The organism is Streptomyces lomondensis (assembly GCF_014651035.1).
Classification (GTDB): domain Bacteria; phylum Actinomycetota; class Actinomycetes; order Streptomycetales; family Streptomycetaceae; genus Streptomyces; species Streptomyces lomondensis.
The window spans coordinates 72557-88843 of record NZ_BMWC01000011.1; the positions used below are offsets into that span (position 1 = coordinate 72557).

18 protein-coding genes are annotated in these 16287 nt (G+C 73.1%); 11 read left to right on the top strand and 7 right to left on the bottom strand.

Annotated elements, in window-relative coordinates; genetic code table 11:
* The first annotated feature begins 49 nt into the window (after window positions 1–49).
* From IE255_RS30430 to IE255_RS30440, 3 genes are read left to right on the top strand one after another with little or no spacing between them, the layout of a single operon-like run.
* Window positions 50–523, top strand: coding sequence for a DUF2771 domain-containing protein (locus IE255_RS30430; protein ID WP_190053608.1), 474 nt, complete (start codon window positions 50–52; stop codon window positions 521–523).
* Between the two features lie 23 nt (window positions 524–546).
* Window positions 547–1329: a futalosine hydrolase gene (locus tag IE255_RS30435; protein WP_190053609.1), complete on the top strand. Its 783-nt coding sequence runs from the start codon at window positions 547–549 to the stop codon at window positions 1327–1329.
* On the top strand, window positions 1319–2167 hold the full coding sequence (locus tag IE255_RS30440; RefSeq protein ID WP_190053610.1) for a 1,4-dihydroxy-6-naphtoate synthase: 849 nt from the start codon (window positions 1319–1321) through the stop codon (window positions 2165–2167). Before IE255_RS30435 ends, IE255_RS30440 begins: the two co-directional genes overlap by 11 nt.
* 19 nt (window positions 2168–2186) lie before the next feature.
* On the opposite strand, the gene IE255_RS40215 is transcribed toward IE255_RS30440, so the two are convergent.
* Window positions 2187–2570 (bottom strand): cold-shock protein, encoded by a 384-nt coding sequence (locus tag IE255_RS40215; protein ID WP_010035896.1) that lies wholly within the window; start codon window positions 2568–2570, stop codon window positions 2187–2189.
* A gap of 163 nt (window positions 2571–2733) precedes the next feature.
* Between IE255_RS40215 and IE255_RS30450 the strand changes: the two genes are divergently transcribed.
* A complete protein-coding gene (locus tag IE255_RS30450; RefSeq protein WP_039932946.1) occupies window positions 2734–2982 on the top strand; it encodes a hypothetical protein in 249 nt (82 codons plus the stop codon).
* On the opposite strand, the gene IE255_RS30455 is transcribed toward IE255_RS30450, so the two are convergent.
* The gene (locus IE255_RS30455) at window positions 2961–3593 is read right to left on the bottom strand and encodes an HAD family hydrolase (protein WP_190053611.1); all 633 of its coding nucleotides are present in this window, start codon (window positions 3591–3593) and stop codon (window positions 2961–2963) included. The two genes, IE255_RS30450 and IE255_RS30455, sit on opposite strands and share 22 nt — an antisense overlap.
* Before the next feature lie 52 nt (window positions 3594–3645).
* Entirely contained in the window at window positions 3646–4650 is a 1005-nt protein-coding gene (locus IE255_RS30460; RefSeq protein ID WP_190053612.1) for a hypothetical protein, read from the bottom strand.
* Between the two features lie 133 nt (window positions 4651–4783).
* Between IE255_RS30460 and IE255_RS30465 the strand changes: the two genes are divergently transcribed.
* The 3 genes from IE255_RS30465 (at window position 4784) to IE255_RS30470 (ending at window position 7920) form a co-directional block, all read left to right on the top strand.
* Window positions 4784–7321, top strand: a complete 2538-nt coding sequence (locus IE255_RS30465; RefSeq protein WP_190053613.1) for a helicase C-terminal domain-containing protein — start codon at window positions 4784–4786, stop codon at window positions 7319–7321.
* Window positions 7322–7499: 178 nt separating this feature from the next.
* Window positions 7500–7631, top strand: a complete 132-nt coding sequence (locus IE255_RS40000; protein WP_267974250.1) for a hypothetical protein — start codon at window positions 7500–7502, stop codon at window positions 7629–7631.
* A 100-nt stretch (window positions 7632–7731) separates the two neighbouring features.
* Window positions 7732–7920 carry a hypothetical protein gene (locus IE255_RS30470; protein WP_190053614.1) on the top strand — a complete coding sequence of 63 codons (189 nt, stop codon included), beginning with the start codon at window positions 7732–7734 and terminating at the stop codon, window positions 7918–7920.
* On the opposite strand, the gene istB is transcribed toward IE255_RS30470, so the two are convergent.
* Window positions 7898–9124, bottom strand: a complete 1227-nt coding sequence (gene istB, locus IE255_RS30475) for an IS21-like element helper ATPase IstB (RefSeq protein ID WP_190053615.1) — start codon at window positions 9122–9124, stop codon at window positions 7898–7900. The genes IE255_RS30470 and istB overlap by 23 nt on opposite strands.
* A gap of 192 nt (window positions 9125–9316) precedes the next feature.
* Here istB and IE255_RS30480 point away from each other — a divergent pair, with 192 nt between their 5' ends.
* On the top strand, window positions 9317–10963 hold the full coding sequence (locus tag IE255_RS30480; protein ID WP_190053616.1) for a DNA repair helicase XPB: 1647 nt from the start codon (window positions 9317–9319) through the stop codon (window positions 10961–10963).
* A 15-nt stretch (window positions 10964–10978) separates the two neighbouring features.
* Here the strand turns inward: IE255_RS30480 and IE255_RS30485 are convergent, their stop codons facing one another.
* Entirely contained in the window at window positions 10979–11170 is a 192-nt protein-coding gene (locus IE255_RS30485) for a hypothetical protein (protein ID WP_190053617.1), read from the bottom strand.
* Between the two features lie 282 nt (window positions 11171–11452).
* On the opposite strand from IE255_RS30485, the gene IE255_RS30490 reads away from it, so the two are divergent.
* Window positions 11453–13495 carry a HelD family protein gene (locus IE255_RS30490; RefSeq protein ID WP_190053618.1) on the top strand — a complete coding sequence of 681 codons (2043 nt, stop codon included), beginning with the start codon at window positions 11453–11455 and terminating at the stop codon, window positions 13493–13495.
* Window positions 13496–13631: 136 nt separating this feature from the next.
* Here the strand turns inward: IE255_RS30490 and IE255_RS30495 are convergent, their stop codons facing one another.
* Window positions 13632–14324, bottom strand: a complete 693-nt coding sequence (locus IE255_RS30495) for a copper homeostasis protein CutC (protein ID WP_190053619.1) — start codon at window positions 14322–14324, stop codon at window positions 13632–13634.
* A gap of 109 nt (window positions 14325–14433) precedes the next feature.
* Window positions 14434–15114 carry a maleylpyruvate isomerase family mycothiol-dependent enzyme gene (locus tag IE255_RS30500; protein ID WP_190053620.1) on the bottom strand — a complete coding sequence of 227 codons (681 nt, stop codon included), beginning with the start codon at window positions 15112–15114 and terminating at the stop codon, window positions 14434–14436.
* Between the two features lie 47 nt (window positions 15115–15161).
* Between IE255_RS30500 and IE255_RS30505 the strand changes: the two genes are divergently transcribed.
* Both IE255_RS30505 and IE255_RS30510 read left to right on the top strand, forming a co-directional pair.
* The gene (locus IE255_RS30505; RefSeq protein WP_190053621.1) at window positions 15162–15821 is read left to right on the top strand and encodes an HD domain-containing protein; all 660 of its coding nucleotides are present in this window, start codon (window positions 15162–15164) and stop codon (window positions 15819–15821) included.
* A 36-nt stretch (window positions 15822–15857) separates the two neighbouring features.
* Window positions 15858–16196, top strand: a complete 339-nt coding sequence (locus IE255_RS30510; RefSeq protein WP_190053622.1) for a Pepco domain-containing protein — start codon at window positions 15858–15860, stop codon at window positions 16194–16196.
* Window positions 16197–16287: the final 91 nt, after the last annotated feature.

Here is a 16287-nt window from a genome sequence, read left to right on the forward strand (position 1 = left end):
GCCGACCCCACGTGGGAGTGGGGCTATGCGCGCCCGATAGCCTTCGCCCATGAACACGTTGCAATCCGCTGTGCGACGCCGCCGCGCCGTCGCCGCCGCCGGCGTCGTTTCCGCCGGACTGCTCGTCCTGTCGGCCTGTGACAAGCCGACGGCGATGGCCACGGTCACCGTGGGCAGCTCCTCGGTGAACTCCGAGGCGACCTGTGGCGGCGAGGGCAAAACCCTGAAGTCCGCCGACCTGACCCAGTGCCTGAAGGACAAGGGCATCAAGAGCATCTCCGTCGACCCGGACGAGACCGTCCGCTTCGGCGTCGACCCGGAGATCGCCGACAAGGGCTGGACGATCCTGATGAACGGTCAGCCGCTGACCGACGCCAGCACGAAGACCTACCGCACCATCCCGGGCAGCGTGTTCTTCAACGCCCAGTACGGCGCGCAGGGCAACTCGACGCTGGTGTCCATCAAGGAGGGCGAGAAGGACACGTCGGGGCTCTGGAACTTCAAGCTCGAGAAGGACGCCTGATCGCTGCCGCTGGGCTTGGCCGGGTGCTTGTCGCCACCGCGGTTTCCGTGGAGAGGGACGCGGTGGTTCGGGCGCTGTCCACGGGGTCCGATGACACGGAACTCGGCGTTGCAGGCCGTGCCCACCCGTGCCGCCCCAGCGGCACGACTGCCCACGGCGGGACAAGCGGTGCCGCCGGCCACGGCGGGACCAGCGGTGCCGCCGGCCACGGCGGTGGCTGGGATGTGATCGTCGCCGGGGTCGGGGCCGCTCTCGCCGCCGCCAATACCGCTTCCGCTCTCACCGCCGCCGCCCTGAACGGCACCCCCTACGACCTCGTCGTCTCGGCCGGGATCGCGGGCGGGTTTGTGCCCGACGCGCCCGTGGGGGCGCTCGTCGTCGCCGATGAGATCGTCGCGGCCGATCTGGGGGCCGAGACCGAGGACGGGTTTCTGTCGGTCACCGAGCTGGGGTTCGGGACCGTCCGGCATCGGCCGCCCGGGGAGCTGGTGCGGCGGGTCGCCGAGGCCGTGGGGGCGCGGGCCGGGGCCGTGCTCACCGTGTCGACCGTGACCGGGACGGCCGAGCGGGCCGCCGTGCTCCGCGAGCGGCATCCCACCGCCCTCGCCGAGGCCATGGAAGGGTTCGGTGTCGCCGAGGCCGCCATCGCGCAGGGTGTGCCCGTGCTGGAGATCCGGGCGATCTCCAACCCGGTCGGGCCGAGGGACCGTGCCGCCTGGCGCATCCCCGAGGCCCTGGCGGCCCTGACCGAGGGCTTCGGGAAGCTCGTGCCCGTACTGGAGGGTTGGAACCGGCATGACAGTTGAGCAGCTGAAGACCGCCTACTCCCCCTGCCCGAACGACACCTTCGTCTTCGACGCCCTGGCCCACGGCCGCGTCCCCGGCGCCCCCGGCCTTGACGTGACCTTCGCCGACATCGACGTCACCAACGGCATGGCCGAACGCGGCGAGTTCGACGTGCTGAAGGTGTCGTACGCCGTGCTGCCGTACGTCCTCGACGAGTACGCGCTACTGCCCTGCGGAGGCGCGCTGGGGCGGGGCTGCGGCCCGCTGGTGCTCAGCCGGGAACCGGGGCTCGACCTCACCGGGCGGACCGTCGCCGTGCCGAGTGAGAAGTCGACCGCCTATCTGCTGTTCCGGCTGTGGGCCGCGGACACCGTGGCCGACGGGGTCGGCGAGATCGTCGTCATGCCGTTCCACGAGATCATGCCGGCCGTGCGGGACGGGAAGGTCGACGCGGGGCTCGTGATCCACGAGGCGCGCTTCACGTACCGCACCTACGGGCTGCACAAGCTCGCCGACATGGGCGAGCACTGGGAGAACACCACCGGGCTGCCGATCCCGCTGGGCGCGATCATCGCCAAGCGGTCACTGGGCGAGCAGAAGCTGCGGCTGCTGGCCGACTCCATCCGGACGTCCGTACGCGCCGCCTGGGACGACCCCGAGGCGTCCCGGCCGTACGTCATGGAGCACGCCCAGGAGATGGACCCGGCCGTCGCCGACCAGCACATCGGGCTGTACGTCAACGAGTTCACCGCCGACCTCGGCGAGGACGGCTACGCGGCCGTACGCGGTCTGCTGACACGCGCGGCGGCCGAGGGGCTGGTGCCGCCCCTCGGCCCGAACGCGCTCGCTTTTCCCTGAGTGTTTCCCTGAGCGGCGGTCACACGTCCAGCTGGTCGGCGACCGCGCGCAGCAGGCCGGCGATCTTCTTTCCGGCGGTCTTCTCGGGGTAGCGGCCCCGCTCCAGCATCGGGGTGATGTTCTCCAGGAGCGTCGTCAGGTCCTGGACGATGGAGGCCAGCTCGTCCGGCTTCTTGCGCGTCGCGGCGGCGACGGACGGGGTCGGGTCCAGGATCGTCAGGGACAGCGCCTGGTCGCCGCGCTGTCCCGCCACGACCCCGAACTCCACTCGCTGCCCCGGCTTGAGCGTCTCGACTCCGGCGGGGAGGACCGAGGAATGGACGAAGACGTCACCGCCGTCGTCGCGGGAGAGAAAGCCGAAGCCCTTCTCGCTGTTGAACCACTTGACCTTGCCGGTAGGCACGTCTGTCCTCGTCCTCGTACTCGTCGGAAAACTGCTTCTGAAACGGCTCTTGATAGCACTCGGGCGGGTCGTACGGACCCGCCGGTACCAAGGCTAATGGTCTTCAGGCCGGTGACAAGACGTCACCCGGTTGTTCCTTCGCGCTGGGAACTACCCTGGTCCGGTGCGTGACAAAACCCAAACGAATTCCGCCGCTCCCGGTGACCGCCTGGTCCGTGCCGGTGCCGTCGTCTTCTTCATCGGCGCCGTGGCCACACTGGTCACGGTCGCCCCGCTGTTCCTCGGGACGACACCCTTTCCGACGTACATGTTCGGATTGAGCATGCTCATGGCAGTCGGATTCCTGATGGCCGGTGCGGGAGTGCTGCGTTCCGTGGCGGCCGGACGGCGTCAGGCGCGCGCGGGGCGGTAGTCCGAAAGCCACCCGGGGAATTCCGTCAGGTCGGTGAGGACGACGTCCGCGCCCGCCGCGCGCAGTTCCTCCGGGGAGCAGGGCCCGGTGGCCACCGCGACCGACAGCGCGCCGGCGACCCGGGCGCCGCGCACGTCGCCGACGTGGTCGCCGACGTAGACACCCGCGTCGTGCTCGCGCAGCGCCTCCGCCTTCTGCTCGGCCCACAGGTCGCCGATGACCGCGTCGGGCTCGATGCCGAGGTGGGCGAGGTGCAGCTTGGCGTTGGGCTCGTACTTGGCGGTGACGACTATCGCGCGCCCGCCGGCCTCCCGTACGGCCGCGATGGCCTCCCGGGCGCCGGGCAGCGCCGGGGTCTCGGCGATCGCGATCGCCGGGTACATCTCCCGGTACACGTCCGCCACGGTCTCGACCTCCTCGGCCGGGAACCAGTTGATCAGTTCCTCGGCCAGCGGCGGCCCGAGCCGCGTGACCGCCAGATCGGCGTCGATGTACCTCCCCGTCCGCTCGGACAGCGCCTGGTAGCAGGCGCGGATGCCGGGGCGGGAGTCGATGAGGGTCATGTCGAGGTCGAAGCCGACGGTGAGCGCGGGCGAGGTCGTGGAGGCCATGGGGGCCATTGTGCCCAGAGGGTGTGAACGGCAGTCGTCACCCTGTGAACGGCTATCGCGGGCGCTGTGAGCGCCACACCAGGAACAGCGCCGACGCCACCGCCGCCCCGCGCACCACCCACGGCCACGTCTCCGCCACCGCGGCGTTCATGTGGCCCTCGGCGATGGGCGCGCCCCAGCGGCCGTTCATCCTGCCCCACAGCCAGACCAGGCCCCCCGCCACCGAGAGGCCGGGCAGGATCACCACCGCCCACTTCGTCTCCGCCTGGGTCAGCCGGCGGGAGGCGTACGCGATGAGCCAGCCGAGGAGCAGCACGAACCAGTTGCCGAGCACGGCACCCGCGACCAGGAGCCCGGCGGCGACCAGCAGGAGCGGGTTGCTCCAGCCGCCCGCGGGCAGGCGCGGCAGACGGCGGCGGGTCCCGGTCTCCTCGGCCTTCTCCACCGCCTCGACGACCGCGGCGGGTTCCCCGGCCGCCTGCTCCTCGACCGGCTTCCTCGGCTGCGGCGGCTTCAGCAGGTCCGGCAGCTCCACCCCGCCCACGAAGCCCGGCACCTCCTCGCCCACGCCGAACGGGCTGCTGTCCACCCGCCACCAGTCCGGCTGGACGACGCTGTCCCCGAGCTCGTGCCCGGCGGCCAGGTGCGGCGGCGCGGCGCCCTCGGCGGCGGCGGGGCTGGGCTCCTCGGCGGACCGCGCCGGGCGGGGACGCGGTACGACGCGCCGCAGCACCCCCTTCGCCCGCTCGCCCCGCTCCTCCGGCTCACGCTGGACGGGGACGGCGGCGGGGGAGGCACTGTGCGGCTCACCGCCCGAGCCGGAGCCCGTACCGCCCGCTGCCGCCGCCACGACCTCGTCGGGGCTGCCGAGGCGGGACAGGATGCGGCGGACGGCGGCGGGCGAGTCGACGGGGGCCTTCGCGCGGCGCCGGTCGATCTCGCCGCGCAGGTCCGCGACCAGGCGCATGCGGGTGGCCGACGACAACTGCCGCTGCTGGGCCACATCGCCGACGCGGCTCAGATACTCGTAAACGACCTGGTCGCTCTCAATCCCCACGAAGTCCCCTCCGGGGCGGGTGCGTTGCGTGACGCCGTCGGACGACGGTACCGCGAGGACCAGCGGCGCTACCAAAAAGCCGACCGCGCACAGTCGGCTCACCCGCCGGAGGCGACCCGCTACCGTGGACCGGATGAGCACCGAGGACACGCCTTCGGCCCCCCGCTCCCTCGCGGAAGCGCTCCGCGCGCGGGGCGACGCCGCGCTGGGCGCGCTGCTGCGCAGCCGACCGGATCTCATCACGCCCGTGCCCACCGACCTCACGCAGCTCGCGACCCGCGCCGGCACCCGCGCCTCGGTCGTGCGCGCCCTGGAGCGGCTGGACCGGTTCACGCTGCAGACGGCGGAGGCGCTGGCCGTGGCGGCGGACCCGGCGACGTACGGGGAACTGCTCGGGCTCACGGCCGGGGACGACGCCGACCCGGCCGTCACCGCCGCCCTGCCGCACGCCCTGGACGTCCTGCGCGAGCAGGCCCTGGTCTGGGGCGGCGACGACCGGCTGCGGCTGGTCCGCACGGCCCGTGAGCTGCTGGCTCCCTCGCCGCAGCACCCCTCGCCGACCGGGCTCGGCCCCACCGTCCAGGAGGCCACGGCCGGGATGTCCCCGGGGCGCATCCAGGAGATCGTCGCGGCCGCCGGGCTGCCCTCCACCCATGACTCGGTCTCCGCGGTGGCCTCCCTGACCGGCCTGTTCACGGACCGGAAGCGGATGGCGGCCCTGCTCGCCCAGGCCCCCGCCGATTCCCTGGAGGTGCTGGAGCGCCTGGTGTGGGGGCCGCCGTACGGCCAGGTCACGGCCGATCCGGCGCCCCGGCTGCGCTGGCTGCTGGACCGCGGGCTGCTGCTGCCGACGGCGCCCGGGACGGTCGTGCTGCCGCGCGAGGTCGCCCTGCATCTGCGGCGCGGGCTGGCGCACCGGACGCCCGAGCCCGTGCCGCCGGCGGTCGAGACGGCCGCCGCGCATCGTCCACAGGTTGTGGACAGCACCGCGGCCGGGCAGGCGTACACCGCCCTCGCGACCGTCGAGGAGCTGCTGAAGGACTGGGACGAGGGCGGCCCCGCAGTGCTGCGCGCCGGCGGGCTGAGCGTTCGGGACCTGAAGCGGACCGCCGTCGCCCTCGACGTGCCCGAGCCGGTGGCCGCGTTCTGGGTGGAGCTGGCGTACGCGGCCGGTCTGATCGCCTCGGACGGGGAGGCCGACGAGCGGTACGCGGCGACCCCCGCCTACGACGAGTGGCTGGAGCGGCCCGCCGCCGAGCGCTGGGCGCGGCTGGCCACGGCGTGGCTCGCGGCGACCCGGACGGCCGGGCTGGTCGGCGGGCGGGACGCGAAGGACCGTACGTTGTCGGCGCTCGGGCCCGGCCTGGACCGCTCGGCGGCGCCCGAGGTGCGGCACCGGGTGCTGGCGCTGCTGGCCGGGCTGCCGGAGGGGGCCGCGCCGGAGGCCGAGTCGGTGCTGGCCCGGCTGCGCTGGGAGCGCCCCCCGCGCGGCGCCCGGCAGGAGGACGACCTGCGCACCCGCCTTGCCCGGTGGGCCCTGTCCGAGGCGGAGCTGCTGGGCGTCACCGGCCGGGGCGCCCTGTCGGCCCACGGCCGGGCTCTGCTGGGCGCGCCCGCGGCGCCCGTGAAGGGTCCCGACGCGGAGCCTTCCGGGCCGGGGGACAAACTGCCCGTCCACCACCACCGGTCCGCCCCGCTCACTCCCCTCTCCCCCGCCGGGCAGGCCGTCGCCTCCGCCGCCGCGGCCCGGCTCCTCACACCCCTCCTGCCCGAGCCGCTGGACCACGTCCTGCTCCAGGCCGACCTGACGGCGGTGGCGCCCGGTCCCCTGCAGCGCCCGCTCGCCGACATGCTGGGCGTGCTCGCGGACGTCGAGTCCAAGGGCGGGGCCACCGTCTACCGGTTCACGCCCGGTTCGGTGCGGCGCGCCCTGGACGCCGGGCAGGCCGCCTCCGACCTGCACGCCTTCCTCGCCGCGCACTCCCGTACACCGGTGCCGCAGCCGCTCACGTACCTCATCGACGACGTGGCCCGCCGGCACGGGCACCTGCGCGTCGGCGCGGCCTCGGCGTACGTCCGCTGCGACGACGACGCGGTACTCAACGAGATCCTCGCCGACAAGCGGGCCGCCGCCCTGGGCCTGCGCCGGCTCGCCCCGACCGTGCTGGCCGCGCAGGCCGACCCGGCGGGGCTCCTGGAGGGCCTGCGGGCGATGGGGTTCGCGCCGGCCGCCGAGTCCGCCGAGGGCGATGTGCTGATCACCCGCGCCCTCGCCCACCGCACCCCGCCGCGCACCGCGCCCGAGCCGGTCCCGGACGGCCCGCCGGTCCCCGACGACACCCTGCTCGCCGCCGCGCTGCGCGCCATCCGGGCCGGCGACCTCGCCTCCACCACCCCGCGCAAGCCCGGCACGGCTCCGGCGGTCGACGGCGAGCTGCCCCGCACCGGTTCCGCCGAGACCCTCGCCACCATGCAGGCCGCCGTCCTGACCGGCGAGGCCCTGTGGATCGGCTACGTCAACGCCGAGGGCGCCGCCAGCCAGCGGGTCATCGCCCCCATCCGCGTCGAGGGCGGCTTCGTCACGGCGTACGACCACACCGCGGACGAGGTCCGCACGTACCCGCTGCACCGGATCACCGGGGTGGCGGAGCTCGCCGACGACGCGGGCTGACGGCCTCGACGCCGCAGGCCGGGCGTGTCTCACCCGTTCGGGTGCACGCCGGGGTTCATGCACGCCACGCCGGGGATGTCCCACGCTCGGGCGACCTTCCCGGGCGTGCCGCATCACGCCGCGCACGCGGGGGCAGCCACCGGGTGTCCTGTGAGCCTCACCGAAAGGAAGTCCCAGCATGCGCGCTGTCCGTCGAGTCGCCGCCGTCCTGGCCACCGCCGCCCTGATGACGTTCGGTGGGCTGGCCACCCCGGCCGCCGCGGTGAGCATCGATGTCGCCGGCCTCGTCGTGGAGACACCGCAGATCTGATCCGCGTCCCGCGCACCCGTGGGCCGGCCCCGGTGTCTTCCGGGCCGGCCCGGGGTGCGGTGTCCTCGTCTCTCAGCCCGTGAAAGGCCCTGTCGTCCTCATGCGTGAAAAGCTGCCCGCCGCCGCCCTCTGCGCCGTCGCCCTCGTGGGCGTGCTCGCGCCGTCCGCCGCCGCGGCCCCCGCGCTGCCGCTGCCCCTGCCGGCCGCCGGCACCGAGCCCCTGCTCTCCGAGGCGATCGGCATCGAGGGCCCGCTGATCCAGAACGTCAGTCTGCCCACGCTGAAGTAGCGCGCCGCATCCGGTAGCTGTCGCCGTCCAGCCGCACGATCTCGGCGTGATGGGCCAGGCGGTCCGCCATCGCCGGGGCACAGGCGCCGAAGACCTCGTCCCAGCGGCCGAGCGGGCGGTCGCTGGTCACGATCAGCGAGGCGCGCTCGTAGCGGTGCGCGACCAGCTGGAAGAACAGGCCGGCTGTGGCCGCGTCGAAGGGCGTGTAGCCGACCTCGTCGACGATCAGCAGAGCGTGTTCGTCGAGAGCGGCCAGCTCCGCGTCGAGCCGTCCGGCGGCCCGGGCCTCGGAGAGCCTGGTGGCCCACTCGGCGGCGGTCGCGAACAGCACCCGGTGCCCGGCCTGGCAGGCCCGCACGCCGAGGGCGATGGCCAGATGGGTCTTGCCGGTGCCGGGCGGGCCGACGAACACGACGTTGCGCCGGGCGGCGACGAAGTCCGCCTTGCCGAGCCGGGCCACGGCCTCCCGGTCGAAGCCCCGGGGGTGCTGCTCGTCGAAGTCCTCCAGCAGCTTGCGGGCCGGGAAGCCGGCGGCGCGGATCCGGGCCTCGGCGTCCGCGTCCGGCTCCGGCTGCCGAGGGAGGGGCGGCAGGGCCGCCGGGGTCTCGGGCTCCGGCGGCCGGTGCCGCTGGTCTCCGTGCCCGGGCTCGGCCTGCGGGTGCTGGGCCGGAGCGCGGTCGGCGTGCCCGCGATCCCCGTGGGCGGCCATCGGTCCGGACATGTACGCGAGGATCGCGGCCGAGGCGATGAACGCCATGTGGATCACCGTCCCCCACAGCAGGGCGTGCCGGGAGGTGTGGTGGACGTCCACGAACATCTGGAGCAGATGGACGGAGGAGATGCCGACGATCGCCGTGGCGAGCTTGACCTTCAGCACGTTGGAGTTGACGTGCGAGAGCCATTCGGGCTGGTCGCGGTGGCCCTGGAGGCCGATGCGCGAGACGAACGTCTCATAGCCGCCGACGATCACCATGATCAGCAGGTTGGCGATCATGACGACGTCGACCAGCTTGAGCACCGCGAGCATCACGTACGTCTCGGTGGCGTGCCCGCTGACGCACATGAGGATTAAGGTCCAGAGCTCCTTGAAGAACTTGTAGACGTAGACGCCCTGGGCGGCCACGAGCCCGAAGTACAGCGGGGCCTGGAGCCAGCGGGTGGCGAACAGGGCGTATCCGAGCGTGGTGGTGGTGGGGTTCCGCACAGTCGGCCATTCTTCGGGGCCGCGCCGGAAAACCTGAATTCACACCACACGTTGGAATGAAAAGGCATTAAGTACGACCGGACGCGCAGATCACACCACCGGGCGCGGTCGATCAGGCACACTGGACGTTTGGCCGAGGCGTCGAGCTGTCGAGCCGTCCGAGCCGTCCGGCCCGAGAAAGGGTGCCCGCGCGTGAATGGTCCGCTGATCGTCCAGTCCGACAAGACCCTGCTCCTGGAAGTCGACCACGAGCGGGCCGACGACTGCCGTCGGGCCATCGCCCCGTTCGCGGAGCTGGAGCGGGCGCCGGAGCACATCCACACCTACCGGGTGACCCCGCTGGGCCTGTGGAACGCGCGCGCGGCGGGCCATGACGCCGAGCAGGTCGTGGACGCCCTGGTGGAGTACAGCCGCTACCCGGTGCCGCACGCGCTGCTCGTCGACATCGCCGAGACGATGGACCGCTACGGGCGGCTGTCCCTGGTCAAGCACCCGGCGCACGGGCTGGTCCTGACGTCCACGGACCGGCCGGTGCTGGAGGAGGTACTGCGCTCGAAGCGGATCGCTCCGCTGGTCGGCGCCCGGATCGACCCGGACACGGTCGCCGTGCACCCCTCCGAGCGCGGGCAGATCAAGCAGACGCTGCTGAAGCTGGGCTGGCCGGCCGAGGACCTCGCCGGGTACGTCGACGGCGAGGCGCACGCGATCGAACTGGCCGAGGACGGCTGGGCGCTGCGGCCGTACCAGAAGCAGGCGGTGGAGAACTTCTGGCACGGCGGGTCGGGCGTCGTCGTCCTGCCCTGCGGCGCCGGGAAGACGCTGGTCGGCGCCGGGGCGATGGCGCAGGCGAAGTCCACGACGCTGATCCTCGTCACGAACACGGTCTCCGCCCGGCAGTGGAAGCACGAGCTGGTGCGGCGGACGTCGCTCACCGAGGAGGAGATCGGCGAGTACAGCGGGACGCGCAAGGAGATCCGGCCCGTCACGATCGCCACGTACCAGGTGCTGACCACCAAGCGGAAGGGTGTCTATCCGCATCTGGAGCTGTTCGACTCGCGCGACTGGGGGCTGATCGTCTACGACGAGGTGCACCTGCTGCCCGCGCCGGTCTTCAAGTTCACCGCCGACCTCCAGGCGCGCCGGCGCCTCGGCCTGACGGCGACCCTGGTCCGCGAGGACGGCCGCGAGTCGGACGTGTTCTCCCTGATCGGGCCCAAGCGGTTCGACGCGCCGTGGAAGGAGATCGAGGCGCAGGGGTACATCGCGCCCGCCGACTGCGTCGAGGTCCGGGTCAATCTCACGGACGCCGAGCGGCTCGCGTACGCCACGGCCGAGACGGAGGAGAAGTACCGCTTCTGCGCGACGACGGACACCAAACGGAAGGTCACGGAGGCGATCGTCCGCCGCTTCGCCGGGCAGCAGATCCTGGTGATCGGCCAGTACATCGACCAGCTCGACGAGCTGGGTGAGCACCTGGACGCGCCCGTGATCAAGGGCGAGACGTCGAACGCGCAGCGGGAGAAGCTGTTCGACGCCTTCCGGGAGGGCGAGATCAGCGTGCTCGTGGTGTCCAAGGTCGCGAACTTCTCGATCGACCTGCCGGAGGCGACCGTCGCCGTCCAGGTCTCGGGCACCTTCGGCTCGCGCCAGGAGGAGGCCCAGCGCCTCGGCCGGGTGCTGCGCCCCAAGTCGGACGGCCACCAGGCGCACTTCTACTCCGTGGTCGCCCGGGACACCATCGACCAGGACTTCGCCGCCCACCGGCAGCGCTTCCTGGCGGAGCAGGGGTACGCGTACCGGATCATGGACGCGGACGAGCTGCTGGCCGAGGAGGCGTAGCGCTCGGCGGTCCGGTCACCGGTGGCGCCGGACCACGCCCACTTCCTCTTCGTACTGGCCGAGGATGATCACGTCGAAGTCGGCGCCGGCGAAGACCCTGACCGCGCGCAGGGCGTCGCCGAGGGGGTGCCGGTGGCTGCCCGTCGCTGCGGTCGCGCCCGGAGGGCGGCCCGATGCCGGGGCGGGGGAGATGGTTGCTGCGCTCATGTCTCCATAGTGCGTTTTCGCACGTAAAGCCCGCGTCGGCCTGGGGGCCCACTCTCGGTACCGCGCTCGTACGCCTGCGGGCCGACTCCTGCCCCTCCGGGAGGAGGGTCTCGTCCCCTAGGGGATGAGAAACAGGGGATGAGAAAACCGTTCGCGGCCACCGCCCCCGCTCCTCTAAGATCTCCGCTCTTCCCGCCTCCCCCACGGAGTGCCGCCGACCGGACGGAAACCGGCCGGCATCTCACCGCCCTCTCCTCAGCAGGTCCTTCCGGAGGCACCCCCGTGTCCACGCCCGTCGGCGACCCCCTTTCCCGTGAGCGCTCCCACCTCGCCGCGTCCCGCTCCGCCCTGCGGGCGATGCGCGAGGACGTCGAGGCCCTCGACATCAGCGACGTCACCGCGAACTGGGTCAACGCCGAAGTCCTCGCCCACCAGATCGACGAGCGCATCAAGGCCCTGGCCGACCTCAGCGACACCCCGCTGTTCTTCGGCCGGCTCGACTACCTGCGGGCGCCCGGCGCTTCACAGGCGGAAGGCGCCGAGGGCGAGCGCTTCTACATCGGGCGGCGGCATGTGCACGACGCCGACGGCGACCCCATGGTCATCGACTGGCGCGCACCGGTCTCCCAGCCGTTCTACCGGGCCTCCAAGAAGGACCCGATGGACATCGCGCTGCGCCGCCGCTTCGGCTACACGGGCGGCGACCTCACGGCGTACGAGGACGAGCACCTCTCCGATCCCGCGGAGGCCGCGCGGACCAGCAAGCTGCTCCAGCAGGAGATCGAGCGGCCGCGTGTCGGCCCGATGCGGGACATCGTCGCGACGATCCAGCCGGAGCAGGACGAGATCGTACGGTCCGGCCTAGCCGGCTCGGTGTGCGTGCAGGGCGGCCCCGGCACCGGGAAGACCGCCGTCGGCCTGCACCGGGTCGCCTACCTCCTCTACGCGCACCGCGAGCGCCTGGCCCGCACCGGCACGCTGGTCATCGGCCCGAACCGGTCCTTCCTGCACTACATCGAACAGGTGCTGCCCGCGCTCGGCGAGTTGACGGTGCGGCAGGCGACCGTCGAGGACCTCGTGTCGCACGTCGAGACCAAGGGCGCGGACGACGCCACGTCCGCGGTCGTCAAGGGCGACGCCCGCATGGCCGAGGTACTGCGCAGAGCCCTCTACTCCCACGTCACGATGCCCACCGAGCCGGTCGTGGTCGTGCGCGGCTCCCGCCGCTGGCGGGTCCCGGCGTACGAACTTCAGGACAGCGTCCGCGAGTTGCTCGACCGCGACATCCGCTACGGCGCCGCCCGCGAGGCCCTGCCGCAGCGCATCGCGCACGCGGTGCTGGTGCAGATGGAGCGCTCGGGTGAGGCGCCGGACGACCGGGTGCAGGACGCGGTGGCCCGCAACAGCGCGGTGAAGGCGGCGGTCAAGGCGGTCTGGCCTGCCGTCGACCCGGCGAAACTGGTGCTGCGGCTGCTGGCGGACGCGGACTTCCTCGCCGCACACGCGGACGGGATCCTCGACGAGGACGAGCAGAAGGCGATCCTCTGGGCGAAGCCGGCGCGCAGCGTGAAGTCGGCGAAGTGGTCGGCGGCCGACGCCGTCCTGATCGACGAGGCCACCGACCTGATCCAGCGCACGCACTCCCTCGGGCATGTCGTCCTCGACGAGGCGCAGGACCTCTCCCCCATGCAGTACCGCGCGGTCGGCCGCCGCTGCACGACCGGCAGCGCGACGGTCCTCGGCGACCTGGCGCAGGGCACCACGCCGTGGGCGACGCGCAGCTGGCAGGAGGCGCTGACCCACCTGGGCAAGGGGGACGCGGTGATCGAGGAACTGACGGCCGGTTTCCGCGTACCGACGGACGTCATCACGTACGCCTCCCGCCTGCTGCCGCACATCGCCCCCGGCCTCACGCCCGTCGTGTCGATCCGCGAGAACCCGGGCCGCTTCGAGGTCCGCGAGGTCTCCGGGACCGCCGACGTGGTCACCGCCTGCCGCGAGTCCCTGCGCCACGAGGGCTCGACGGGCCTGATCGCGGCGGACGCGCGCGTACCGGAACTGGCCAGGGCCCTGACGGAGTCCGGCATCCCGTACCTCGGCCCTGGCGAGGAAACCACCCAGGACACCCGCCTGACCCTGGTCCCGGCGTCCCTGGCGAAGGGCCTGGAGTACGACTACGTCGTCCTGGACGAGCCCCGGGCGGTGGTCGACGGCGAACCGGACGAACGGACGGGGTTGCGGCGCCTGTACGTGGCACTGACGAGGGCGGTATCGGGCCTGACGGTGACACACGCGGCCCCGCTGCCGCCCCAACTCACCGCTTAGCTCGCGCAGCTCGCAGCTCGCAGCTCGCTTAGCTGCGGGCAATCGTGCCGCTAAGGGCGGCACGGGTGGGCGCAGCGGCACCCCGCGGCGCCGGGCTGCGCACCCACCCGCCCCCAGCCACAACACCGGGCACCCTTCAAGCCCCGTCCACCGCAGCCCGCCACTCCGCAACGGCATCGGCAGACACCGGCTCGTCCCAGCCCCCGGGACGAGCCGCCCCACCGATGTGAAACCCGTCGACCCCGGCCTTCAACAGCACCGGCACATGACCGAGCCGCAACCCACCCCCCACCAGCAACTGCTGCTCATACCCCGGCTCCCCCGCCCGACCCGCCTCCGCGAGCAGCACAGGCAGCCCGTCATCGACCCCGCCCACAGCCCCCGCCGTCAGATACGTGTCCAACCCCGGCATCCCATCCAGCTGCTTCCGCAGCGCATCCCGGTCCGCGGCCCGGTCGATCGCCCGGTGAAACGTCCAGGGGCACCCGTCCAGCACCCCCACAACCCGCTCCACAGCCCCCAGATCCACGCCACCCCCCGCGTCGAGGAACCCGAGCACGAACTCCTCCGCCCCGGCCTCCCGCAGCTCCCCCGCCACCCGCACCAGCCGGTCCACGTCCCCCGCCGCGAAACCGTCGGCCGACCGCAGCATCACCCGCAGGGAGATGTCGACGGCCCGGCGGATCCCGGCAACGGTGGCGGCCGACGGCGTCAGCCCGTCGGCCGCCATGTCGGTGACCAGTTCGAGGCGGTCCGCGCCTCCCGCCTGGGCGGCGACCGCGTCCTCGACGCCGAGGGCGATCACCTCCAGGACTGCACGCTTGCTCATGGGGCCCCTTCGTCGGTCGGCATGGCGTCGGCGTTCGGCGACAGGTCTAGTCCAATCAAAGACTACGCTGCCCACTCCCGCCGACTCCCAAGCCCACAGGGCCACGCCCTCACCCGAAGATGTTCAGCTCCTTCGCCTCCACCCCGGCCAGCTCGAACGCCGGCGCCCCGTCGACCGGCCGCCCCGTGTACAGCCGGATCAGGGTCGGCCCGTCCCCGATGAACCGCCCCGGGGGCCGCTCCCCGCCGCTCTCGCCCAGCCGCAGCGGCTCGTCCCGGTCGTCGAGGTCGGCGTGCAACGGCACCTGCCCCCGCTCGCGGGTGATCCGGGCGAGCAGCGCGAGCGCGTCCGGCAGCCCGGCCCCGCCGTACGCCCCCGGCTCCCCGAAGGCCTCGCGCACGTCCCCGGCGTGCACCCACTCCCCCAGCGCGATGGCGTCCAGCTTCCCGCCGGCCCCGGCGATCACGGGCCCGGCCTCGGTCATCCCGCGCTCCAGCTCGTCCACGATCCGCGCGTTGCTCCAGCCGTCCCGTTCGGCGATGTCCCGGTCGTTCGACTCGGGCGAGAACACGCCCTTCTCGAACCGGTTCTCCACCACGCGCGTCAGCGCGGCCGAGCAGTGCGCCAGCACCGCCCGCACCGTCCAGCCCGGACACGCGGCGACCGGCAGGGCGAAGTCGTCGTCGGCCCTGCCCCGCAGCAGCGGAACGAGAGCGTCGCGCTCGGTCGTGAGCAGCCGCCCGGGCTGCTCGGGGTCCCGTACGTCGTGCACATCAGCAGGAGTCGTCATGCACCCCACGCTAGGTCGTGTCCCCCGGTCGGCGGGAGAATGACCCCATGGCCGATCTCGACACCCTGCGCACCCGCTTCGCCCGCGCCCTGGAAGCGGCCCGGGGACCGGCCGGCGGCCCGGACCCGGCGCCGTACGCCGACAACCTGCTCACCCGCTGGCAGGAGCCGCAGCGCCGCTACCACACGGTCGGGCACCTCGCGGCGGTCCTGGACCGCGTCGACGTGCTGGAGAAGTACGCGCACGACCCGGACGTGGTCCGCCTGGCCGCCTGGTTCCACGACGCGGTCTACCTCCCCGACCGCTCCGAGAACGAGGAACGCTCGGCCCGCCTCGCCGAACGCGCCCTCACGGAAGCCGGCGTTCCGGCCGCGAAGACCGCCGAGGTGGCCCGCCTGGTCCGCCTCACCGCCGGCCACGACCCCGCCGACGACGACCCCGACGGCCAGGTCCTGTGCGACGCCGACCTGTCGATCCTGGCCTCGCCGCCGTCGGCGTACGCCGCCTACACGGCCGCCGTCCGCGAGGAGTACCACTTCGTCCCGAACGACGCCTTCCGCACGGGCCGGGCCGCGGTCCTGCGCCAACTCCTCGCCCTCCCGCGGCTGTTCAGGACGCCGTACGGAGCGTCGGAGTGGGAGGCGACGGCCCGCTACAACCTGCGGTCGGAACTGGAACTGCTCCAGGACTCGCCCTCCGGGCCCTAAGGTTGGCCCCACCGCACTACGGGGAGGGGAGCACGGATGGACGACACCAGCGAGCCCGAGGTCATCGAGCCGAGCCTGCCGTTCTGGGTCACCGTCACCGAGGAGGGCGACGACGACTCGATGGGCCTGTTCGGCGGCGGGGGCGGCGAACCGGCCCTGCGGTCCGTCCCGCTCGGCCCCCTGCGCAAGAACCTCACGGAAACCGTCGACGCCCTCCAGCAGCTGTTCGAGGACGCCGCGGCCCGGGGCGGCACCCTGCCGCTCGCCGAGGCCCAGCTGTCCTTCCAGGTCACCGCGAGCGGCGGCATCCAGCTCGTCGGCACCGGCCAGATGCAGGGCACCCGCGGTCTGACCCTGGTCTTCAAGCGGCCCTGAGAACAGGGTTCATCGAGGGACGCAACGGCCGTCCCGTGAACTAAAGTTGTCGGACGAACGGCCGAGGGTCAGGGGGACGGCATGAGCGGCG